The sequence below is a fragment of the Sphingobium ummariense RL-3 genome (genome assembly GCF_000447205.1).
GTDB classification, from domain to species: Bacteria; Pseudomonadota; Alphaproteobacteria; order Sphingomonadales; family Sphingomonadaceae; genus Sphingobium; species Sphingobium ummariense.
Map to the genome: position 1 here is coordinate 66,324 of NZ_AUWY01000123.1, position 22,154 is coordinate 88,477.

Annotated in this window: 20 protein-coding genes, 1 tRNA gene and 2 pseudogenes; 11 read left to right on the forward strand and 12 right to left on the reverse strand. The window is 66.0% G+C overall.

Features of this window, described 5'->3' with window-relative positions; translation table 11 throughout:
* Window positions 1-81 precede the first annotated feature (81 nt).
* Window positions 82-358, reverse strand: a pseudogene (locus tag M529_RS50440) (IS5/IS1182 family transposase); the annotation flags it as partial.
* Between the two features lie 22 nt (window positions 359-380).
* Between M529_RS50440 and M529_RS50640 the strand changes: the two are divergent.
* Window positions 381-635: a helix-turn-helix transcriptional regulator gene (locus tag M529_RS50640; protein WP_021319725.1), complete on the forward strand. Its 255-nt coding sequence runs from the start codon at window positions 381-383 to the stop codon at window positions 633-635.
* A gap of 220 nt (window positions 636-855) precedes the next feature.
* Here M529_RS50640 and M529_RS50450 read toward each other — a convergent pair whose 3' ends face one another.
* From M529_RS50450 to M529_RS44625, 5 genes and pseudogenes are all read right to left on the reverse strand, one after another.
* Window positions 856-1,671 (reverse strand): tyrosine-type recombinase/integrase, encoded by an 816-nt coding sequence (locus tag M529_RS50450; RefSeq protein WP_021319727.1) that lies wholly within the window; start codon window positions 1,669-1,671, stop codon window positions 856-858.
* Between the two features lie 39 nt (window positions 1,672-1,710).
* A pseudogene (locus tag M529_RS50455) lies at window positions 1,711-1,913 on the reverse strand (Arm DNA-binding domain-containing protein); the annotation flags it as partial.
* A 156-nt stretch (window positions 1,914-2,069) separates the two neighbouring features.
* Window positions 2,070-2,145 (reverse strand) — tRNA-Ile (locus M529_RS44615).
* A gap of 25 nt (window positions 2,146-2,170) precedes the next feature.
* The gene (locus M529_RS44620) at window positions 2,171-3,208 is read right to left on the reverse strand and encodes a polysaccharide deacetylase family protein (RefSeq protein ID WP_021319729.1); all 1,038 of its coding nucleotides are present in this window, start codon (window positions 3,206-3,208) and stop codon (window positions 2,171-2,173) included.
* A gap of 44 nt (window positions 3,209-3,252) precedes the next feature.
* On the reverse strand, window positions 3,253-4,983 hold the full coding sequence (locus M529_RS44625) for a sensor histidine kinase (RefSeq protein WP_021319730.1): 1,731 nt from the start codon (window positions 4,981-4,983) through the stop codon (window positions 3,253-3,255).
* A gap of 201 nt (window positions 4,984-5,184) precedes the next feature.
* Between M529_RS44625 and M529_RS44630 the strand changes: the two genes are divergently transcribed.
* Window positions 5,185-5,658 (forward strand): Lrp/AsnC family transcriptional regulator, encoded by a 474-nt coding sequence (locus M529_RS44630; protein WP_021319731.1) that lies wholly within the window; start codon window positions 5,185-5,187, stop codon window positions 5,656-5,658.
* An 87-nt stretch (window positions 5,659-5,745) separates the two neighbouring features.
* Here the strand turns inward: M529_RS44630 and M529_RS44635 are convergent, their stop codons facing one another.
* Both M529_RS44635 and M529_RS44640 read right to left on the reverse strand, forming a co-directional pair.
* Window positions 5,746-7,029 carry a tetratricopeptide repeat protein gene (locus tag M529_RS44635; protein WP_021319732.1) on the reverse strand — a complete coding sequence of 428 codons (1,284 nt, stop codon included), beginning with the start codon at window positions 7,027-7,029 and terminating at the stop codon, window positions 5,746-5,748.
* A gap of 97 nt (window positions 7,030-7,126) precedes the next feature.
* Window positions 7,127-8,404 (reverse strand): hypothetical protein, encoded by a 1,278-nt coding sequence (locus M529_RS44640; protein ID WP_031295564.1) that lies wholly within the window; start codon window positions 8,402-8,404, stop codon window positions 7,127-7,129.
* Between the two features lie 255 nt (window positions 8,405-8,659).
* Between M529_RS44640 and gyrA the strand changes: the two genes are divergently transcribed.
* Window positions 8,660-11,335, forward strand: coding sequence for a DNA gyrase subunit A (gyrA, locus tag M529_RS44645; RefSeq protein ID WP_021319734.1), 2,676 nt, complete (start codon window positions 8,660-8,662; stop codon window positions 11,333-11,335).
* Entirely contained in the window at window positions 11,332-11,679 is a 348-nt protein-coding gene (locus tag M529_RS44650; RefSeq protein ID WP_021319735.1) for a DUF952 domain-containing protein, read from the forward strand. Before gyrA ends, M529_RS44650 begins: the two co-directional genes overlap by 4 nt.
* Here M529_RS44650 and M529_RS44655 read toward each other — a convergent pair.
* Window positions 11,658-12,800: a glycosyltransferase family 2 protein gene (locus tag M529_RS44655; protein WP_021319736.1), complete on the reverse strand. Its 1,143-nt coding sequence runs from the start codon at window positions 12,798-12,800 to the stop codon at window positions 11,658-11,660. The genes M529_RS44650 and M529_RS44655 overlap by 22 nt on opposite strands.
* Before the next feature lie 21 nt (window positions 12,801-12,821).
* Here M529_RS44655 and M529_RS44660 point away from each other — a divergent pair, with 21 nt between their 5' ends.
* From M529_RS44660 to M529_RS44690, 7 genes are all read left to right on the forward strand, one after another.
* Complete coding sequence (locus M529_RS44660) at window positions 12,822-13,763, forward strand: lysophospholipid acyltransferase family protein (RefSeq protein ID WP_021319737.1); 942 nt, start codon at window positions 12,822-12,824, stop codon at window positions 13,761-13,763.
* A gap of 9 nt (window positions 13,764-13,772) precedes the next feature.
* Window positions 13,773-14,417, forward strand: a complete 645-nt coding sequence (locus M529_RS44665) for a phosphoribosylanthranilate isomerase (RefSeq protein WP_021319738.1) — start codon at window positions 13,773-13,775, stop codon at window positions 14,415-14,417.
* 99 nt (window positions 14,418-14,516) lie between these two features.
* The gene (trpB, locus tag M529_RS44670; protein WP_021319739.1) at window positions 14,517-15,758 is read left to right on the forward strand and encodes a tryptophan synthase subunit beta; all 1,242 of its coding nucleotides are present in this window, start codon (window positions 14,517-14,519) and stop codon (window positions 15,756-15,758) included.
* Between the two features lie 2 nt (window positions 15,759-15,760).
* On the forward strand, window positions 15,761-16,585 hold the full coding sequence (gene trpA, locus M529_RS44675) for a tryptophan synthase subunit alpha (protein ID WP_021319740.1): 825 nt from the start codon (window positions 15,761-15,763) through the stop codon (window positions 16,583-16,585).
* Window positions 16,582-17,433: an acetyl-CoA carboxylase, carboxyltransferase subunit beta gene (gene accD / locus M529_RS44680; protein ID WP_021319741.1), complete on the forward strand. Its 852-nt coding sequence runs from the start codon at window positions 16,582-16,584 to the stop codon at window positions 17,431-17,433. The genes trpA and accD overlap by 4 nt, the downstream gene beginning before the upstream one ends.
* Window positions 17,434-17,457: 24 nt before the next feature.
* Complete coding sequence (locus M529_RS44685) at window positions 17,458-18,777, forward strand: bifunctional folylpolyglutamate synthase/dihydrofolate synthase (RefSeq protein WP_021319742.1); 1,320 nt, start codon at window positions 17,458-17,460, stop codon at window positions 18,775-18,777.
* Between the two features lie 65 nt (window positions 18,778-18,842).
* Complete coding sequence (locus M529_RS44690; RefSeq protein ID WP_021319743.1) at window positions 18,843-19,280, forward strand: DUF6628 family protein; 438 nt, start codon at window positions 18,843-18,845, stop codon at window positions 19,278-19,280.
* A gap of 3 nt (window positions 19,281-19,283) precedes the next feature.
* On the opposite strand, the gene M529_RS44695 is transcribed toward M529_RS44690, so the two are convergent.
* The 3 genes from M529_RS44695 to M529_RS44705 form a co-directional block, all read right to left on the reverse strand.
* A complete protein-coding gene (locus tag M529_RS44695) occupies window positions 19,284-20,039 on the reverse strand; it encodes a tetratricopeptide repeat protein (protein ID WP_021319744.1) in 756 nt (251 codons plus the stop codon).
* 24 nt (window positions 20,040-20,063) lie between these two features.
* Window positions 20,064-21,398 (reverse strand): AmpG family muropeptide MFS transporter, encoded by a 1,335-nt coding sequence (locus M529_RS44700; protein WP_236617739.1) that lies wholly within the window; start codon window positions 21,396-21,398, stop codon window positions 20,064-20,066.
* A 62-nt stretch (window positions 21,399-21,460) separates the two neighbouring features.
* Complete coding sequence (locus M529_RS44705) at window positions 21,461-21,907, reverse strand: response regulator (protein WP_021319747.1); 447 nt, start codon at window positions 21,905-21,907, stop codon at window positions 21,461-21,463.
* Window positions 21,908-22,154 lie beyond the last annotated feature (247 nt).

The window sequence follows — 22,154 nt, forward strand, 5'->3', positions numbered from 1 at the left end:
TCATGATGCATGCGAAGGCGGCGACGTGCAGTCCTGCGAGCGTCTGAGCGTAACGTTCATAGTCCTTGGCGAGGCGGCGGGAACGGTTTGCCCATACGTATCGATCGCCATGTGGAGTTTTGATCCCTTCTTAGGCTTGCCCCCAATCATAGCCGGACGTTGCGCTCTCGGGCGTAGAGCGCAACGTCCGACTGTCGATGATCGCGGCGCTGGGTTCGGCGGTGCGCCCAGCGGCTAGGCGCAGCACCGCGCGCAGATCATCCACCAGCGCCTCGAAACAGCCCGCCGCCTGCCAGCGCTGCGTTTGCTAATGCACCGCAGCCAAAGGCGGAAGATCGTTCGGCATCCACCGTGACGGACCTTCTCACGACAAATATTCCGTGCATGAACATAGCATCGATCGGAGCACAAATGCCGGTTCGGCTCCCGCTGCGATCAAGGATCGCCGCAAGGATTCGCTCTTTCGCGTCAAGGCGGTACAAGTGCGGACAGGCCTGTCGGTCGCGACCATCTACAGGCGCGAAAGCCAAGGCTCCTTTCCGAAGCGAACCGCCATTGGCCGCGGGTGCGTCGGTTGGTACGAGAGCGACATAGAAGATTTTGTCGCCGATCCATTCAACTACCGCCGTCCCTGACAACAAGATCCAATGGTGGAGGAAGGCCCTCGGAGATCAGGTCGGACCAGACCTAGAGCAAGGCGGCTCACGGCTTGATATAGCGTGCCCGATTATAGGCCCATTCCGAAGCCGACATTCCTTCCGGAACATGCGCGAGGATCATGTCTATAATTATCCGATCTCCGTCGCGCTCCAGTTCCGCGGCCCGCTCGCTCATGAGCGTCGAGAAGGAGGTGCGCTAGCCATGAGGAACCATCCTGCCCTTAAAGCGCCCTCCCCCGATGCGCTTGTAGAACGAACTGAGTGCGGAGTCGGTCATCGGTTCACTCCAAGACTTGGCGTGCGGGAAAAGATAGCGCGAACTCGCGGTGAGAATCCGCACCGCCCGTAGCGTCTCGACCGCTTGTGTCGATAGGGGCACGTCGTGCCCGAAGGCGGCATTGCCTTTATCTTCGACCTCGAGCTTCATTCGTTCCGACGAAATGCCGCATACCGGTCGCGGGCAAGGCGCGTCGGGGCGAGACCAGTCTATCCCATCAAACTCGTCCCCGGTTGCGGCGCGAAGCACTCCGACCGCACCTGTGTCAGGACGAGGAGCCGCGAAGCGTCCGCCGGTAGAGCGGTCGACCGTCAGCTGGAGATCCAACAGCGCCGTGAGGCTCGTCAAGGCAGGCATCCTGCGACCGCGTGGAGTAGGTCGCAGTGCGTCGCGAATGTCGTCAATTTCATGAAGTGCTTCGCGCCCGACAAGTCGTTCGCCCTTGGCCCGATTGACGATGGCGCGGATGTAACCGCGTACACGCTTCGCTGTCTCTATCGACCCACGGTTTTCGATCTTGCGGAGGGCGTGCAGCACCATCGCGCCATCGATGCTGGCGATCGGCACGGCACCGAAGCAGAGATGGATGTCGTTTTCGAGGCGGTGGCGGACTCGTTTGGCGTTAGCGGGCGACCAGAGCGGCCGCTGTTCCGTCAGCCAGATTTCAGCGATCTTCTTGAATGTCGCCTCGGTAGCGGTGATCTGGGTCTGCTTTTGGCGCTTGGCCTCTACCACCGGGTCCTTTCCGGCGCGAATGAGAGCGCGAGCCTCTTCGTGCCGCGCACGGGCGTCGGCCAGACCGACGTCAGGAAAGCGGCCGATCGTCAGCAGCCTTTCCTGCCCCCGAAATCATATTTGTAACGCCAGGATTTCGTGCCGCTGGCGGCGACAAACAGATAGAGGCCTTGCCGGCCTGCGAGCTTGTAGGATTTGCCGCGCGGTTGAGCCGCGTTGATGGCTGCGAATGTGAGAGTCATCGATACCCCGTTTTCGGATCTCGATACCCCGCCAAATACCCCGCGATTCGCGAGAAGCTATGACGCCACATGATAAGACATGAGAAGAAGAGTCACAGGAAAGCCCTTGAAAACAAGGACTTTCCTATATCACATGTAAGACATGCGCCGAAGCTATGGTGGGCCCGGCAGGACTCGAACCCGCAACCTAGCCGTTATGAGCGGCCAGCTCTAACCATTGAGCTACAGGCCCCACCTGCCAGCGGGATTAGGCAGCATCAGGCGGCTTGGCAAGCCTGACCACGCGCGGGAACCGCGGCGAGGAACTGGTCCAGCGTCGCTGCGCGTACGCCGCGCCGCGCGAGATGATCCAGCACTGCGTCCCACCAGCGGTAGAAGGACCGCAGGTCGGCCTCTTCGCGGACATAGGGGGTATGCCCCGGCTCGAGCGTGGGCGAATGGAAGCTGAAGTTGAGGACGGGCACGCCCTCCTCTATCAGCGCGTCGACGGCCGCCAGAGCGTCCGCGACGGGAACGCCCTCCGGCGTCAGGGGCACGCGGCTGAACAGGCGGGCGCGGGCGAGAGCGCCGGCCAGCGGGCCCATGGACTGCGCCGTGCGATAGAGACGCTCGCCCCCTGCCCGCAACAAGCCGACAAATGCCGTGGAAAGAGGCAGCTCGACGATGCCCCGGTCCGAGCCCGCATGATAAGGCGTGAGCGGCATGCCGCGGAAGTCGGGCCCGTTCTGGCCGCTATAGTCGAAGCGGCTGCGCACCGAGCTGTCCAGCTTAAACCCGGCCTGCTCCAGCAGCCGCGCGCTGTGGGGGCCGACGCCGTAGCGTCCCGCACGATAGGCGACCGGGCGTCGGCCGAAGCGCTCCGAGATCCGCTGGCAGAGCGCCTCCAGTTTCGCCTGCTCGATCGTCTCGGGCAGGAATCCGGCATAGCTGTTCGCGGCCGACACCTCCTCGACATGGGGCGGGTTGACCCATGGGTGCAGATGCGCACCGATGTCGGCGGCATTGTCGGATAACCAGCGCCCCATCATCTCCGCCGCCGCATCGCTATCCACCACCGGATAATCGGTGACATAGACGGGCTTCACGCCTGCCTGCGCGAAATAGGCCTGCCCCCGCGCCATGCCGCCAAGAGCAGTGACGCCATGCCCCGTCCGGCTGAGGGGCGCGTTCCAGTCGAACTCTTCTTCCGTATCGACGAAGAGCATGAAGCGGGTACCGAAGGCCGGATCAAGCGCGATCATATCCTCGGCGGAGGGCGCCTTCAGCAGGTTGCCGTCATGAGGGGAGCTGTTCATCGCCTCGCCTTAGCGTGCAATGGTTGCCAGAGGGTTGAGCGGACTCAGGCCTGGCTGGCGCTGTCGCCGCTGCGCAGGGCGGCGGGAATGGCGAGGAGGAACCGGCCCGCCTCTATGGTCAGGCTGCCGCCGCTGCCGGCCGCTAGCGAACGGATCAGCCGCAGCGAGAAGCCGAGGCCGAGCAGCGGCCCGTCGGCCCAGTCGCCTTCGGGCGTATAGCCGGGGTCGAGCAGTTGCGCTTCCTCCATCCCCGCAAGGCTGGTGGGCCGGTCGATCGCCAGCACCACCCTGCCCTCCGTACCGCTGCCCTGGAACCGGCAGACGCCCGTCAGCAGTTCGCCCTCCGGCGAAACGGAGATGAGCGTGCGCAGCAGGTGCTGGATCATCCTCTCGCCCTGCACCGGGTCGATGCGGACCGGCGGCAGGTCGCGCGCCATGTCGATCTCGATCCGGCTGTTCTTGCCGTTCATCTGGTCGCGGAAGCGCGCAGTCACCTGTGACACCAGCAGGCTGGGGTCGAGCAGGCGCGGGAGATTGGGCGAATCGCCTCGGGACACCTTGGCCGCCAGGTCCAGATCGTCGAAGGCACTCAGCAAATGCCGCGCATCACGAGCGATGTTCCCGGCCATGTCGCGATATTCCGGGCCGGACGGCCCGAACAGTTCCTGCTCGATGATTTCCGCGAAGCCCAGGATCGCATTCAGCGGCGTGCGCAGTTCGTGAACCAACTGGCGGAGCGAGTCGGCGGACAGGCCGGAGAGCAGGTGCGGCCCCTGGTCGGGTTCCGCCGCGACCTCGTGCAGATGGGGGCGGCGCGCCTGCCCGCGATAGCCCTGGAACCGGCCCGAGCGCGGGTCGAAAAAGGGAGTCGCGGAAAAGCGCCAGTCGCCCGCCACGGCGCCACCAACGATGGTGAAACGTCCGTTGCGGAAGCCGCTGCGCCGGGCAAAGGCGCCGGCGACATGGCCATCGGGCCCGCTGCCGCCATCCAGCGGCATCTGCGCCAGCGACAATCCCACCAGGGCCGCGCGCGGCCCCTGGTCGACCCAGATGATGACGCCCTCGGCATCCGTTTCGAAGGCGAAGGAGGGCACCATCGTCTCGTCCGGGCGAGGCCTGGAAGGCGCTTCGCTGACGGCCCCCAGCTGCCGGGCACTGGTGAACCGCTCGATGCGATCGACCAGCGTACGGATCTGGCTCGGCTCGGCGGCGCGCGGCTGCGGGGTTGCCGGGGCCTCAGGCTCCCCAAGCGTCTCTATCTCGGGCGCGAGCATCATGTCAGGCGTCAGCAGCATGTCGTCCGACGCAGCGTCCACCGCCAGGGCGGAGGTCAGCACCAGGTCTGCCGGTCCGAAAGCCTCCAGCGCCTGCCGGGTCTGCGGCCCCATGTCGTGGCGTCCCCGCAGTACCCCTCGCGCCGTCGGGGTGAGCCGGGGCACCATATCGGCCCACAGTGCATCGGGCAGCTGGGCACGAGCCATGGCCGCCGCAGCGATGGAGGGCCGGTCGCCGGCGAAGAATTCGACCAGGGTTACCGAGCGCAGGCGGCTGCCCAGTTCCACGACGGTTGCGATCCGCTGGGTTTCGGACAGTTTCTGCCGCAGGCTGCCGAGACGTTCCAGCAGCGCGCTCCGCTCGATCGGGCCGATCGCCGAGCGGTCATAGCGGTCATGCTGAGCCAGCAGGTCCACGCATTGCCGCCACAACGTCACGGCGCCTATGCCGCTGCGGTCCTCGGCAGCCAGCACCGTCTGCATCAGATCGTTGAAACGCACCCTGGGAACCATCCTCAATAGCGCGGCACGCCTGCGTCGTCGCAGCGCCCGTCCGTCCAGCATAGCGACAGTGCCGCGCACCTCCAAGGGAAAGGAGGCCTTCGCCGGCCGCTTATCAGCGTTACATAGTGGGACAATTGCATTGCCGTGAAATATTATTATGATGCGTACCGCCAGAGTGGAAAGGAAATAATCGGAATAATGGCTGGCCCCAATATTGACGACATCGACCTCCAGATCCTCGGCGAGTTGCAGGAGGACGGCCGGATGACCAACGTGGATCTGGCCCGCAAGGTGGGCCTGACCGCGCCTCCCTGCCTGCGCCGCGTCCGCGCCTTGGAGGAGATGGGCGCGATCACCTCCTACCACGCGGTGGTGGACCCGGCGATGCTGGGCTACACCATCACGGTCTTCGCCATGGTCAGCCTCAAAAGCCAGGCCGAGGCGGACCTGAAAGCGTTCGAGGACCATATCGCGGCCCTGCCCGAAGTGCGCGAATGCCATATGCTGAACGGCGAGATCGACTTCATCCTGAAGGTCGTCGCGCGCGACCTGCAGAGCTTCCAGCAGTTCCTGACGTCCAAGCTGACGCCGGCGCCCAATGTGGTCAGCGTCAAGACATCGCTGACCATCCGCACCTCAAAGAATCTGCCCGGGGTGCCGCTGCCGGTCTGACGCCACGGCGGGCGCCTTGACGTCTTGGGAGGGAAAAACGGCATCCCCGCCGGCGCAGCGCCGACGAGGTTGTATAACCGCTCGCCCTTAGCGGCCCGCCGTCGGTGCAGCAGAAGGAGCGCCCGCCACATCGCGCGCCTTCTGGTCGATCCATATAGACCAGAATCCGGCAACATTGCTCCAGTCGCCCGACGCCTGTGCAAGGGCGCCTTTGCCCCCCGCCAGGTCGCCGGACCGGGCGAGAGCCACGCCCAGCCGGGCGTTGGCATGATTCGCATTCACGCCGCCCTTGGCGAGCGCGAGGCGATAATGCTCGGCCGCCTGCGGAAACTGGCCCAGGGAGAAATAGGCGTCGGCGACGCTCAGCGCCGGACTGCCGTCACTGGCCGCTGCCGCCTTCTTCGCGAGCGCCGGCAGGCCCGCGATTTCCTTCGTCGCCTTGGGCGTGACGGTCTTGAGCAACTGCGCAGTCACGGTCTGGGTCGGGGTCAGCTTGCCGGCCGCCCGCCCCGCCTCGATGATGGCCTTGGCCTCGGCATCATAGCCGCTCTTTTCCGCAAGCTGGGCATAGGCCTGATAATCGCGCTCGCTGGCCATGGCGCCATTGGCCGCTTGCAGGCGGTAGAGGTCCAGCTTCGCCTGCGAATCCACCCCGTCGGCCGATAGATAGTTGGTCAGTGCCGATCGCCAATCTGCCGCCGACGGGTAATGCGCCAGCCGTTCGCGATAGAGCGCACCGACATCGGCCCAGTCATTCGCCTGATAGGCCAGCGAAATCGCCTTGTCGTACCAGGCGGCGGGAATGGGCTTACCCGATGCCCGCTGTCTTTCCAGCGCCTGCTGGACGAAGGGTCGGGCCTCCTTCGGACGGTTTCGCCGCATCGCGATGTCGGCGCGCAGCATTGTCGCGTCAATCTCGTCATAGCCCAGCGTTCGGGCGTAATCGAGCTGCGCGATGGCGTCGTCATAATTGCCGACGACGAAGGACAGATAGCCCGCAATATAGCGTAGCCGCGGCGCGTCGGTGCGCGGCACGGCGGCCGTCTTGAACATGTCGGTCAACGCGATGCGCTGCGCCTGGACGTCGCGGCGCGCCACCGCCAGCTCGAAACGCAGGCCCGCCGCGGCATAGGCCTCAAAATCGGTCGCAGGGGTCAGCGACATGATCCGCGTCCCGGCCGATGCAATGTCGCCGCTCTGCAACGCCGCTTCCGCCGCCTGAACGCCGGCCCGGAATCCGTCGGACATCTCGATAGGCGGACCGACGTTGATGGGCTTCTTCTTCTTCGCGTCGGCCGTGGTCGAAAAAGCGAGAGCCGCAATCAGCGCCACCGGCGCCGCATAACCAAATATAGGATAACGCACGGGCACTGAAGCCTCCCCGCCCTTCTTCGGCCCATCCCCCGACGGGCCGGTATTCGCCAGAAATGGCCGCGCCGCCCGATGCAGGGCAGCGCGGCGTGATTCGTCAGGCCGACTTGGTGGCCAGGTAGGACAGCCACAGGTCAGCGATCTTCTTGCGCGCACCGCCTTGGACCGACTGGAACGCCGTCTTCGCCGAAGCCACGTCGCCGCCCAGGGCCTTGGCAATGCCCAGGCGGGTGTTCACCTCGTCCGCATCGACGCCGCCCTTCTGCTTGGCAAGTTCAAACATCGCGGCCGCCTTCGCATAGTCGCCATAGCCGAGATAAGCGTCGGCGGTGGCCGCCGCGACCTTCCCGTTGGCCGCCTTGCCCGCATCGGCCTCGGCAGCCGGCAGGGACGCCTTATCACCCTGGATCCTGGGAATCGCGAGCTGATAGAGGTCATTGCCCTGGGTCGCATTCAGAACACCCTTGGCGCGACCGCCGTCGATCGCCGACTTCACCTCGCCGTAGATGCCGGTCTTGGACGCCATCTCCGCATATTCGACATAGTCGCCGGCGACGACCAGGCCGCCGGAAGCCGCCATCAGGCGCAGCACGTCCAGATTCTCACGATTGGTGATCGTGGGGTTCGACTGCTGGAAAAGGCGGATCAGCGTCCGCAGATTCTCGCCGCTGGGCTGTGCCTCATAGGCCCACTTCGCCCAGTCCGTCACTTCGGGCAGACGGGCCGCGGCGGCGCGGCTGACACCGATCTGGTACCACTGCGCCGGCGGCTGCTGGCCCGCGGCCTTCATCGCGTCGGCGCCGGCCTTCAGCGCGGCCAGGCCCTGCTGGTTCAGGCCACGGGCGGGCTCGGCCGTCGGATTGCCGGTGCCCGCCTTGCCGAAATAGGCCTGGGCCAGCGTCGGATTCACCGCCTCCGGCTTGTATCCCGCCTGCAGCGCAGCCTGAGCGCGCTGGATGGCAAGGTCGTAATTCTTGGCGCCGAGCGCCTGGTCGGCGGCGATGGCGTTGAACTGCCCGGCCTGCTCCGGGGGTGTAAGGCCGCTGTCGAGCATCTGGGTCAGCGCCTCGCCCTGAAGGGCCGCATCCTTCGATGCGATGGAAGTGTTCAGCTTGATCGCACCGATCTGATATTTGTCGTCATTCGACGTCGCCTTGCTGTCGGCATCGGCGAGCGCGGCCTTGGCCCCGGCCCAGTCCTGCGCCTCCGAAGCCTTCTGCGCGGCCTGCAAAGCCTTGATGACGTCGGGCGAAACATTCAGCTTCGGCCCCTTCTGCTCTTCCTTATCCTTCTTCGCGGCCAGGGCAGGCGCCGTCACGGCGCCACCGGCAACCGCCAGGGCCAAAGCAAGCGCCATGGGGGAAACAAAACGCATGATCCTCATCTCCTCTGCACGCCTGCGGGGGACAGGCAGGCGACCTTCCGGGTTATGCGCCGGTTAGGGGCCGACGCGTGAACGGCCATTGAACAAGCCTATATCGGCGCAATTTGCAACCGTCTTGCGCGCCTCCCGTTCCCGCTGCCGCTTGCTCTGCACGCGCAGGCGCGCGCGTGCGCGAGGGGTGACAGATTTGTTTCGCTCCGCTAGTGCTCTGGCAACGAACCACATCCATCCAAAAAGAGAATCGCATTGACCGACGAGACTGCCCTCGCCGACCCTTCGGACATCAGCCCCGTCTCCATCGTGGAGGAGATGAAGGCGAGCTATCTCGACTATGCCATGTCGGTGATCGTCGCCCGCGCGCTGCCGGACGTCCGCGACGGCCTGAAGCCCGTGCATCGCCGCATCCTCTTCTCCGCCCATGAAAGCGGATTCCATCACAACCGGCCCTATCGCAAGTCCGCGCGCATCGTCGGTGACGTGATCGGTAAGTATCACCCGCATGGCGACAGCGCGATCTACGAGGCGCTGGCGCGCATGACCCAGGACTGGTCGATGCGCGTGCCGCTGATCGACGGTCAGGGCAATTTCGGATCGATGGATCCCGATCCGCCAGCGGCGATGCGTTATACCGAGGCGCGCCTGGCCAAGGTTGCCGGCACACTGCTGGAGGATCTGGACAAGGAAACGGTCGACTTCCAGCCTAATTACGACGGCTCGGAATCGGAGCCGCAGGTGTTGCCCGCGCGCTTCCCCAACCTGCTGGTCAACGGCGCGGGCGGCATCGCGGTCGGCATGGCGACCAACATCCCGCCGCACAATCTGGGCGAGGTGATCCGCGCCTGCCTCGCCTATATCGACAATACCGGCATCACCGTCGATGAACTGATCCAGATCGTCCCCGGCCCCGATTTCCCCACCGCGCCGCTGATCCTGGGCCAGTCGGGCGCGCGCAGCGCCTATCATACCGGGCGCGGCTCCATCATCATGCGCGCGCGGCACGAGATCGAGGAAGGACGCGGCGACCGCCGCGCCATCGTCCTGACCGCCATCCCCTATCAGGTCGGCAAGAACGGCCTGGTCGAGAAGATCGCCGAAGCCGCCAAGGACAAGCGGATCGAGGGCATCAGCGACATCCGCGACGAATCGAGCCGCGAAGGCGTGCGCATCGTCATGGACCTGAAGCGCGACGCGACGCCGGAAGTGGTGCTGAACCAGCTGTGGCGCAACACGCCCGCGCAGTCGAGCTTCCCGGCGAATATGCTCGCGATCCGCGGCGGACGGCCCGAAATCCTCAACCTGCGCGACATCATCGAAGCTTTCGTCCGGTTCCGCGAAGAGGTCATCACCCGCCGGACCAAATATGAGCTGAACAAGGCGCGCGACCGCGCCCATATCCTGCTCGGCCTGGTCGTCGCCGTAACGAACCTCGATGAAGTGGTGAAGATCATCCGCGGGTCGGCCAGCCCCGCCGAGGCGCGCGAGGCGCTGCTGGCGCGCGAATGGCCGATCGGGGAGATCGCGCCCTATCTGAAGCTGGTGGAGGCGATCGAGACCGAGATCACGGGCGAGGCCTACAAGCTGTCGGACATCCAGGTCCGCGCGATCCTGGACCTGCGCCTGCACCGCCTGACCGCACTCGGCCGCGACGAGATCGGCAAGGAGCTGGCCGAACTGGCCGAAGCCATCACCGAATATCTTGCCATTCTGGCCGACCGGGTGAAGCTTTATGCCGTGATGCGCGAGGAATTCGAAGCGATCGAGCGCGACTTCGCCACGCCGCGCCTGTCCGAGATCACCGCGGCTGCCGATGGCATCGAGGACGAGGACCTGATCGAGCGCGAGGACATGGTCGTCACCGTGACCATGCAGGGCTATATCAAGCGCACCCCGCTCGACACCTTCCGGGCGCAGGCGCGCGGCGGCAAGGGCCGATCCGGCATGGCGACCAAGGACGAGGATGCGGTCACCGAACTGTTCGTGACGTCCACCCACACGCCCGTCCTGTTCTTCTCGACCGCCGGCAAGGTCTATCGCATGAAGGTCTGGCGCCTGCCCGAGGGCGGACCGGCGACCCGCGGCCGGCCAATGGTCAACCTGCTTCCGCTCGGTCCCGGCGAAACCATTTCCACCGTCCTGCCGCTGCCGGAGGACGAGGAGGAATGGAGCAAGCTGCACGTCATGTTCGCGACGGCGAAGGGATCGGTGCGCCGTAACAGCATGGACGCCTTCGCCAATGTGCCGTCCAACGGCAAGATCGCGATGAAGTTCGAGGGCGAGGATGCCGACGACCGGCTGATCGGAGTGGCCCTGCTCGACGAGAGCGACGACGTGCTGCTCGCCACCCGCCAGGGCAAGGCGATCCGCTTCCCGGCCGACGAGGTGCGCGAGTTCCAGAGCCGCAATTCGACCGGCGTGCGAGGCATCAAGCTGGCGGAGGAGGACGAGGTCATCTCGCTTTCCATCCTGCACCGCGCCGGCGCGACGCAGGAGGAACGGGAAGACTATCTCCGCTTCGCGCCGTGGAAGGCGGAGAAGGATGGCGCGCCGCAGATGACCGCCGAGCGCTTCGCCGAGTTGCAGGGCAAGGAGCAGTTCATCCTGACCGTCTGCGCCAATGGCTATGGCAAGCTCAGCTCCGCCTATGAATATCGCCGCACCGGGCGCGGCGGGCAGGGCATCACCAATATCGACAATATCGGCCGCAACGGTCCGGTCGTCGCCAGCTTCCCCGCGACGCAGGCCGACCAGCTGATGCTGGTCACCGACCAGGCGAAGCTGATCCGCATGGGCCTCGACAGTCTGCGCGTGATCGGCCGCAATTCGGCGGGCGTGCGGCTGTTCAATGTCTCGGACAACGAACATGTGGTGAGTGCGGCGCGGATCGAGGAAAGCGACGAGGCTGAGGGCGAAGCCGAAGCGTGAGCGACCTCTTTGCCTACAAGATCCTGACGGCCGACCAATATGAGGCGCTCAAGGCCGACGGCGTCTTCAAGGGCGCGCCGGTCGATCTGCAGGATGGCTATATTCACATGTCGACCCGCGAACAGGCGGCGGAGACGGCGGCGAAGCATTTCGCCGGGCAGGACCGGCTCGTCATGCTGATGATCGACCTCGCCCCCTTCGGCGAGGCGATCCGGTGGGAGCCCTCAAGGGGCGGCGCCCTCTTCCCGCATCTGTACGGCGACCTGCCGATGAGCGCGGTGGCGGGCAAGGTGGTCCTGCGCCTCGACGCGGAGGGGCGGCATCAGTTCCCTGCGGGTTTCTGACCTGCCGGGACCATGTTCACCACCCTGCCCTTCCTCACCCGATAGTCCCACCCGCCCCAGCGGATGCGATTCGAGCAGGCGGCGACCAGCTGGAACGCCAGATGCGTCCAGCTCACACCGAAGGGCGCCAGCGCGTCCCATAGCAGCGATCGCACGACCTTGCGTGCCTCCGCAGGATCGACCACGCCGGTGACGATGCGCCACCGCAGCGCCGCGCGCGCCCACGCCGCGCCATAGCCGACCAGCACGGCGACCCAGCCGCCCCAGAGCAAGGCCCAGGCCCAGCCCAGCGCATGCACGCCGACCATCGCCGTCGCCAGCCGCCACAGGCCGGGGCTGTTGGTCGCGAGATGCCGGTACTGTCGCACGCCGAAGCGCAGCGCATCGAAGCCCGGGCCGTACAGCGGGCTGGGAATCATCAGGTCACGTACCGGCCGCAGGCGCAGCTTCCGGCGCCATCCCTCCAGACCGATGGTGAGATCGTCGGACAGCCGCCCCGCCAGCAACGCGTCGAGATCGAGCATATCCGCCGTATCCCGGCTCATCGCCATCGCTCCCGCCCAGGGCAGCGTGGCGCTGGCGAAGCGCGGCCAGGTCGCGAGCTGCATCTCGACCGCACCGACCAGCGCCAGGACTGCATCGGCGTCGGGCAGCTGTAGCCGATATCCCGTTGCGATGTCGGCCTTGCCGCGCACCAGCGGGAACAGCAGCCGGCCGACCATCCGCTCGGGCGGCAGGATGTCCGCGTCGATGAAGACGAGATAGCGATCGTCGGGCCGCAGCGCACGGATCGCCGCCCGCAGCTTGTGCACCTTCTGCCCCTCGTCCAGTGCCACACCCGCGCGGACGATCTCCACCCGGCCCGGCTCCCGCAGGGCCAGCGCCTCGGCGGCGGGACAGTTGCCCGATGTGGCCAGGACCAAGCGGAACGGGACCGCCTGCGCCCCAAGCCGGGTGACGAGATCAGCGCCGCCATCCCAATCGTCCCGCACCGGCAGAATCATCGTCACGCCGGCGGGCGCCTCCTCCTGCCGGTCGCTCGGCATATGGCGCAGGAAGAGAAACACGCCCAGCACCGTCGCGCCCTGCGCCAGCGCCCATAGGGCCAGAATGATCGTCACGCGGGGATAGCCCCTTTACCCATGGTCCGGCCCGTGTATGACCTAGCCTATGCCCAGTGCCAACCCACCGCGCGCAGCGCGCTGACGGTCATGTTCTACAATTCCCTGAGCTACTCCCTCATGCGCCGCCTGCCGGTGTCGGCAGGGTCCGCATTCGGCGGCTGGATGGCGGGCAAGCTGGCGCCCCGACAGATGCCGCTGCGATCGGCGCGGGCGGCGCGCAACCTTGCGATCCTTCGCCCCGACCTGGACGATGCGCAGGCGCGGGCGATGCTCGACCGTCGGTGGCGGAACATGGGACGCTTCATCGCGGAGCTGCCCTCGATGGACCGGCTGCTGGGCCCCGATCATCTCGCCATAGAGGACCATGCGGCCTATCGCGCGGTTGTCGACGGCGATGGGCGCCTGATCGTCGTCTCGCTGCATATCGGCCATTGGGACCTCATCGCAGCGCATCTGAAGCTCCAGATCGAACGGCCGCTGATCGGCGTGCACCAGTTGCCGGACGACCCGGCGCAGGCGCGCATGCTGGCGAAGGCGCGGTCGTCCTATCTGGAGGAGGCGCAGTCTGCCGGCGAAGGGGCTGCGCGAAAGATATTGCGCCATCTGGGCCGGCACGACCGGGGCTTCGCCTATATCCTGCTCGACGAGCGGCTGGACCGTCAGGTCGCCTTCCCCACCTTCGGGCGTCCGCTGGAACCACGCGGCAACGTTTCCATCGCGCTGAGGCTCGCACGGGCGTCGAAGGCGCGCATCCTGCCCGTCTATCTCGCGCGGGAGGACGGCCCGAGGTTCACCCTTCGCTGGCACGCGCCCCTCGATCCGGCGGAAATGAGCCAGCAGGCGATGTTCGCCGCGCTCGACGCCTGGTTCGGTCGCGCGGCGCTCGACCATCTCGACCAGTGGCTGGCGCTGCAGGACATGGACCTCGCCCAAGGTGACGCGCCGGCGCAAGGCGTCTAAAGCCGCCCCATGTCCCGAATCGCGATCAAGATCTGCGGTCTTTCGACGCCCGACACGGTGGGCGCCGCCGTGCGCGCGGGCGCTGCCTATCTGGGATTCGTCCATTTCGCCAAAAGCCCGCGTCATGTCGAGGCGGAGCAGATACGCGCCCTCGCCGCGCCGGTACCCCCGCATGTCGGCCGCGTGGCGGTAGTCGTGGATCCGACCGACGACATGCTCGCGCAGCTGGCGGCCGCCGGCGCGCTCACCGCCCTGCAACTGCACGGCAAGGAAAGCCCGGAACGCGCCGCCGCCATTCGCGCGCGCTTCGGCCTGCCCGTGTGGAAGGCGATCGCGGTCAAGGCGCGCGGCGACATCGCTGCCGCAGACGCCTATGCGGGCGCGGTCGACCGCCTGCTGTTCGACGCCAAGACGCCCGATGGCGCCGCGCTGCCGGGCGGCATGGGCCTGCGTTTCGACTGGACGCTGCTCCGCGGCGTTGCCGTCGCGACGCCCTGGGGCCTATCCGGCGGCCTGTCGGCGGACAATATCGCGGAGGCGATCCGGGTCACCGGCGCGCCGCTGGTCGATGTTTCGTCCGGCGTGGAAAGCGCGCCGGGCGTCAAGGATGTGGACAAGATCGCCGCCTTCTGCAAAGCGGTGGCGGCATGTTGACGCTCACCCGCTCTGTCGAGCGCATCGGGATACGATGGCGCTGATCGCTTCTGGACGATGATCGAAGCGACAGACCCTATCCGTGAGACTGGAACGACCATGACCGATGCCCTGACCCTGCCCAACAGCCTGCGATCGCAGCCCGACGCCAACGGCCATTTCGGCCCCTTCGGCGGCCGCTATGTCGCCGAGACGCTGATGCCGCTGATCCTTGAACTGGAACGCGTCTATCGCGAAGCCAAGGCCGACCCGGCCTTCGAGGCGGAATTTGCCGAGCTGCTGCGCAGCTATGTCGGCCGCCCCAACCCGCTTTACTATGCCGACCGTCTGACCCAGGCGATCCGCGCCAACGCCCCGGCGGGCATGGGCGCGAAAATCTACCTCAAGCGCGAGGAGCTGAACCACACCGGCGCGCACAAGATCAACAACTGCATCGGCCAGGCGCTGCTCGCCCGCCGCATGGGCAAGAAGAAGGTGATCGCCGAGACCGGCGCGGGCCAGCACGGGGTCGCCACCGCGACCGTCGCCGCCCTGTTCGGCATGGAATGCAAGATCTTCATGGGCGCGAAGGATGTCGAGCGGCAGAAACCCAACGTCTTCCGCATGAAGCTGCTGGGCGCGGAGGTCGTGCCGGTCCATTCGGGGTCGTCGACGCTCAAGGATTCGATGAATGACGCGCTGCGCCACTGGGTGTCGAACGTCCACGACACCTTCTACATCATCGGGACGGCGGCGGGCCCGCACCCCTATCCGGAACTGGTCCGCGATTTCCAGTCGATCATCGGCAAGGAGATCCGGACGCAGATGATGGAAGCGGAGGGCCGCCTGCCCGACCTGCTGATCGCCCCGGTCGGCGGAGGCTCCAACGCCATTGGCATGTTCCATCCCTTCCTCGACGATCCCGAAGTCGCGATGATCGGCGTCGAGGCGGCGGGCGAAGGGCTGGACAAGAAGCATGCCGCGAGCCTCGCGGGCGGCAAGTCCGGCATCCTGCACGGCAACCGCACCTATCTGCTCCAGGACGAGGACGGTCAGATCACCGAGGCGCACAGCATCTCCGCCGGCCTCGACTATCCCGGCATCGGCCCGGAGCATAGCTGGCTGCACGAGATCGAGCGGGTGAAATATATGCCGATCAAGGACGACGAGGCGCTGGAGAGCTTCCAGACCCTGTCGCGCCTGGAAGGCATCATCCCTGCGCTTGAATCCGCCCATGCGGTAGCGGCGGCCGAGCAGGTCGCGCCGACCTTGGACGCGGACAAGATCATCGTGGTCAATCTTTCCGGGCGAGGCGACAAGGACATCTTCACCGTCGCGGACGCGCTGGGAGCGGAGATGTGAGCATGGACCGCCTCTCAACCCGCTTCGCCGCATGCAAGGCGCAGGGCCGCGCCGCGCTCGTCACCTTCGTCACCGGGGGCGACCCCGACGTCGGTTCCTCGGCGGCCATCCTCGACGCCTTGGTCGAGGGCGGCGCCGACGTCATCGAGCTGGGCATGCCGTTCACCGATCCGATGGCCGACGGCCCGGCGATCGAGCTGGCCAACCTTCGCAGCCTGGGGTCCGGCACGAAGACGAAGGACATCTTCGCCATCGCCGCCGCGTTCCGCGCGCGCCATCCCGACACGCCGCTGGTGCTGATGGGCTATGCCAATCCCATGCTGGCGCGCGGCCCGCAATGGTTCGCAGACGCGTGCAGCGCTGCCGGCGTCGATGGCGTCATCTGCGTCGACGTGCCGCCAGAAGAGGATTCGGAGATCGGCCCTGCATTGCGCGCGGCGGGCATCCACCTGATCCGCCTCGCCACGCCGACCACCGACGCCGCCCGCCTGCCCACGGTGCTGAACGGTGCCAGCGGCTTCCTCTACCATGTCGCCGTCGCCGGCATCACCGGCAAGCAGCAGGCCGCACAGGCCGCCGTCGAACAGGCGGTCGCCCGCCTCAAGGCCGCCACCGACCTGCCCATCGCCGTCGGCTTCGGCGTCCGCTCGGCCGAGCAGGCCGCCGCCATCGGCCGCGTCGCCGACGGCGTCGTGGTCGGATCGGCGATCGTCGACATCATCGGGTCGCATGGCGATGCCGCCCCGCCCTTCGTCCGCGCGTTCGTCGCACAGCTTCGCGATGCGCTGAACGCCAGCAGCCCTCAATTCCGGGAGACCGCCGCATGAGCTGGATCAACCGCGTCCGCAACGCCATCCCCTTCATCGCCAAGAAGGAGACCACGGCCGAGACGCTCTGGCACAAATGCCCGTCCTGCGCCGAAATGGTGTTTATCAAGGAGTGGGAAGACAATCTGTCCGTCTGCCCGCGCTGCGATCATCATGGCCGCATCGGCCCGTCGGAGCGCTTCGAGCAGATCCTCGACGCCGGCTTCATCCTGCTGCCGACCCCGCCAGTGCAGGAGGACCCGCTCAAGTTCCGCGATTCCAAGCGCTACCCCGATCGCATCAAGGCCGCGCGCCAGTCCACCGGGGACCAGGACGCGCTGATCAACGCGCGCGGCGCGATCGACGATGTGCCGCTGGTCATGGGCGTGCAAAACTTCGCCTTCATGGGCGGTTCGATGGGAATGGGCGTCGGCGCCGCCTTCATCCAGGGCGTGAACGAGGCGATCGGCCATAATTGCCCCTATGTCATCTTCACTGCCGCGGGCGGGGCGCGCATGCAGGAGGGCATCCTGTCCCTGATGCAGATGCCCCGCGCCACCGTCGCCATCCGCAAGCTGCATGCGGCAGGCCTGCCCTATATCGTCGTTCTCACCGATCCGACGACCGGCGGCGTCACCGCCAGCTATGCCATGCTCGGCGACATCCAGATCGCGGAACCCAACGCCCTGATCGGCTTCGCCGGCCAGCGGGTGATCGAAAGCACGATCCGCGAGAAGCTGCCCGACGGCTTCCAGCGCGCCGAATATCTGCTGGAGCACGGCATGCTCGACATGGTGGTGCACCGCCGCGACCTGCGCGACACGCTTGCCCGGGTGATCGGCTATCTGACCCCGCGCGCCGCCGCCTGAACTTCAAAGGGGGGGCGCCAGGCCATGCCCGACCATGCCGTCTCCGACGACCCGGACGTCCAGGCCCAGCTCGACCGGCTCGCGACGCTCTCGCCCGGCGCCGACATATTGGGCCTCGAACGAATCACGCGGCTGCTCGACCGGCTCGGCGATCCGCACCGCGCGCTGCCGCCGGTGTTCCACGTCGCCGGCACCAACGGCAAGGGATCGACCTGCGCCTTCCTGCGCGCCGCGCTGGAGGCGGACGGGCACAGCGTGCACGTCTTCACTTCCCCCCATCTCGTCCGCTTCAACGAGCGTATCCGGATCGGCGGCCAGCTGATCGAAGACCCGGTGCTCGCGCGCTATCTCGAGCGGGTGCTCGATGTCGCAGAGGGGATCGGCGCCAGCTTCTTCGAGGTGACGACCGCCGCCGCCTTCCTCGCCTTCGCCGAGCATCCGGCCGATGCCTGCATCCTGGAAGTGGGCCTGGGCGGCCGGCTGGACGCGACCAACGTTATCGAGCATCCCGCCATCTGCGGCATCGCCCAGCTGGGCATCGACCATCAGGCGTTCCTGGGCGACACGCTGCCGCAGATCGCGGCGGAGAAGGCCGGTATCGCCAAGACCGGCGCCCCGCTCGTCACCCAGCGCTATCCGCAGTCGCTGTTCCCGGCGATGATCGACGCGGTGACGCGCGCGCGCACGACCTGGCTGCCGATGGGCGAGAGCTGGGATGCCGCCGCCTATCGCGACCGCATGCACTATCGCGACGAGCAGGGACGGATCGACACGCCCTTGCCGCGCCTACCCGGCGCGCATCAGGTGCAGAACGCCGCGCTCGCCTTCGCGATGCTGCGCCACCAGAATGCCGTGCCGGTCAGCGACGCGGCGCTCAAGGCCGCGCCGCTCTGGGCCCACTGGCCCGCCCGGCTCCAGCGGCTGGAGCGCGGGCCTTTGCTCGCGTCCTTGCCTCCGGGCGGCGAGGCATGGCTGGACGGCGGGCACAATCAGGGCGCCGGCGAGGCGATCAGCGCCTGGTTCACCCCCGACCGGCTCGACGGGCACAAGCTACAGCTCGTCATCGGCATGCTGGCGAACAAGGATCTGGACGCCTATCTGGCGCCGTTCGCCGGCAAGGTCGCGCATATCCACACACTGCCCGTCCCCGGTCACGACCATCATCCGCCCGATCGCTTCGCCGCCGTGGCCGCGCGCTGGAAGATCGGCGCTACTGCACATGAACGACCGGAGCAGGCGATTACCGCAGTCGCGACCGCCGAACCCGCACCCCGGCTGCTGATCGCCGGCTCGCTATATCTTGCCGGCGAGATTTTGCGACTGAACGAGCAATTTCCCGACTGAAACTACTTGCGATTGACTCGCAATAGCGTAGCTTGAGCTTCCGGACTCAAGCGAAGGCGCATATCATGGCTTATGGAGAGACCTCTTCCCTCAACCTGTCGCAACCCATGCCCGCGGGTTATGGCAACCGGCTTTTCCTGTTCGTCATGCGGCGCATGGCCGGCGCCGGCGTTAATGACGCCCATGCCGCCAACGCCCTGCTGGGCGCCTTTGGCCGCAGCTATCGGCGCCCGCTGATCCTGATGCGTGCGATGATGCTGGAGCTGGCCCGCGCCTCCGGTCGCAAGATCCTGGTCGCGCCCTGCTGCTGCCCGCGCCTTACCGCTGACGAGGCCCGGATCATGCACGCCGTCGGCGATGCCTTGCGCGCTCCTGCTCGCGCCTATGAACAGGTCGCGACGCTGCTCGGCAATGACGATGCGCTGGGTGCGCTGACTTGTCTCCAGGCAGTCGCGCAGGCCCATGCGGACCTCGGACGACCGCTGGACCTGTATCGGGGATAGTCCTCAGGCGCTCGCCCGCCGCAGTTCCGCCAGCTTTTCCCCGGCCCAGCGATACATGTCAGCCTGTGCCACGCGCTGTGTGCGATCCAGCCGCCGGGCGCGCTGTTCCACCTCCTCCAGCACCTGCCGAGCACGCACCCTGTCATCGCGCTCGATCAGGAAGGCCGCATAGTGGCAACGCGCCTCTTCGCCGGCGATCCGGCTCATCACATCCTCGAACAGCGCCCGCGCTTCCGCGTCGCGGCCGAGGTCCGCAAGCAGGCGTGCGCGCAGCAATCCGCGCCGGTCCCATTCGCTACCCCGCGACACCTCCGGCACGCCGTCCAGCAGCGTCAGCGCCTCCCGGCTGCTGCCCCGCTCGAACAGGACCTGCGCCAGCTTGACTTGCGTGCCCCAGTCATTGCCGGGACCAAGCGCCAGCCCCTTGCGATAGGCCGCCTCCGCCTCGGCATAGCGGCCCCGCGCTGCCTGGGCATCGCCCAGCGCGATGTGGTTGGCCGCGGTGTCGGCCAGTTCCAGGTCGCGCTGCGCCCGGCGCACGTCGCGCTCGGGATCGACCTTCCCCGCGACCTGCGCCCGCGCCGTGCGGAGATGGCGATTGCCCCAATAGGCGGGCATCACCTCCAGCATCAAATATGCGAAGCAGCCGAGCAGCGAGAAGAGGAAGATGAACAGCATCCAGATCTGGTTGCGTCCGGTGCGGATGACATGCACCGCGCAGATGATCTGGATGCAGATCGAGGTGACGAGCCAGATCATCGGAATATTCCATTCCTTTCTATCTCAGTCATCCTCGGTGCTTGGCTGCCTCACCGTATCAACGACAAAACCCTTCCGCCAAATCAGCCAAAGGAGAAACATGCCGGGCACGGCAGCGACCACCGTTGTCAGCCAGAAGCCGACCCACCCAGCCTGTTCTGCAATGACCCCAGCAGGAGCCGCCAACCATGTACGCCCTACCGCAGCAAATGATGACAAGAGCGCGAATTGCGTAGCCGTATAGGCAAGGCTTGAAAGTCCAGAAAGGTAGGTGACAAACACCGTCAGACCGATGCCGCTTGTCACCTGCTCAGTCGCAACCGCGATAGTAAGCCAAAGGTTGGAATGACCATGCATGGCCACTCCAACGAAGGTCAGATTGCTGAGCATCATCATAAGACCGGACAAGAACAGGGTCCGCCCCATGCCTAACCATGCAATAAACGGCGCGGCCAGCGCCGTGCCCACGATCAATCCCCAGAAACCGACCACTTTATTGATGGCGATGAACTCGGCGTCGGTGAACCCCAGATCGACGATCATGGGATTGAGCATCCCTTGACCCATCGCATCGCCAATCTTGTAAAGAAGCACGAACAAAAGGATCAGCACAGATCCACGACGGCCGAGAAATTCTATGAACGGGCTGAGGACGGTCTCCTTCAACCATGCGCCAATGCTCTTTCCAGCCATTTCTGCATGGCGGTCGACATAAATACCTGGACCAGCCCACAAAGCTCCGATTGCGCCGGGCAGTACGAGGAATGCCGTCAGTCCATAGGCCATTGCCCAGCCAAGCCCTAATCCGGTCTGAGGCGAATAGAGAAAGATCGTGCCAACCCCCGAAAAGAAAGCACCGAGACGGTATCCAAACTGATTTGTCGCGGTGCCATAGGGCATTTCCTCATCGCTTAATATTTCAATGCGATAAGCGTCGATAACGATGTCCTGAGTGGCGCCGAGAAAGGAAACCAGTATCGCGCAAAAGGCAAAATAGCCCAGATGATGCGCAGGATCGCTGCTACCCAGGAGCCAAATCGCACAAAAGAGCAGCAGCTGAACGAAAAACAGCCACGCTCGCCGCTGGCCGAATAAGCGGGTCAGTATAGGTAAAGGCAACTTATCGACCAACGGGGCCCAGAGCCATTTGAGCGTATATGGCGTGGTCAATCCGATCGCGAAACCGATGGTTGATTTCTGGATTCCGACCTTTGACAGCCAATACCCCATCGTTCCGAGCAACAACATCAGCGGAAAGCCGCTCGATATACCGATCAACAGTGAAACGAAGGGCATCGGCCGAAAATAGGGCCGCATAACATCCCGCCAATTCTTCTTGTCCTGGTCAACTCTGGTCACGCAAATCCCCCGCGCCGTTGACGCGCCACCATATGGGCAATCGCGCCGGAGGCAAGCGGCGTTCAGTCGGTCTCGGCGAACAGGCTGAACCCCAGGGGGAGACGTGCGGGTTTCGCGCCGCGCAGCACGGAATCCGCAGCTTCGATCGCGGCGATCAGGTCCCGGGGGGCATAGGGCTTGGCCAGGCAACCCAGCGCTAGGTCGCGCGCATGGGCCGGACAGCTGCCGGTCACGAACAGCACGGGGACATCGCGCATCCGCGCGTAGGCGGCCAGGTCGATGCCCGTCTTGTCGCCATGCAGTGTAACGTCGGCGATCATCAGATCGATACCGCCGGCGTCGATCGCGCTCACCGCATGGTCATAATCGGCGACCGTCGCAGCGATGACATAGCCGGCGAGCGTCAGCGCATGCTCGTTGTCGAAGGCAACGAGCGGTTCATCCTCTACCACGAGAACCGAGCGTATTGCCTTGCGCCGCCGCACACCCCTCATCCGCCCGAAAAACATTTGCCGATCCGCCCTGTTTCCGCCATGCACCCGGAGAAACGCCGCGCCCCGCGGTGAGTTTCTCCTTGTGAGGCTCCGCCCATTCGCGCAGGCGCCCGCATGACACTGTTCGCCCCATGAATGAGCCCGTCTTATATGGGGAGGGCCATTCACCGCTAAAAGGAATGCACGCCGTGGAACCGCCAAAAAAATCTGGACCGCCCCGCCGGGCCGGGCCCGGCGGACCACGGCGCCCCTCCACGCCGGG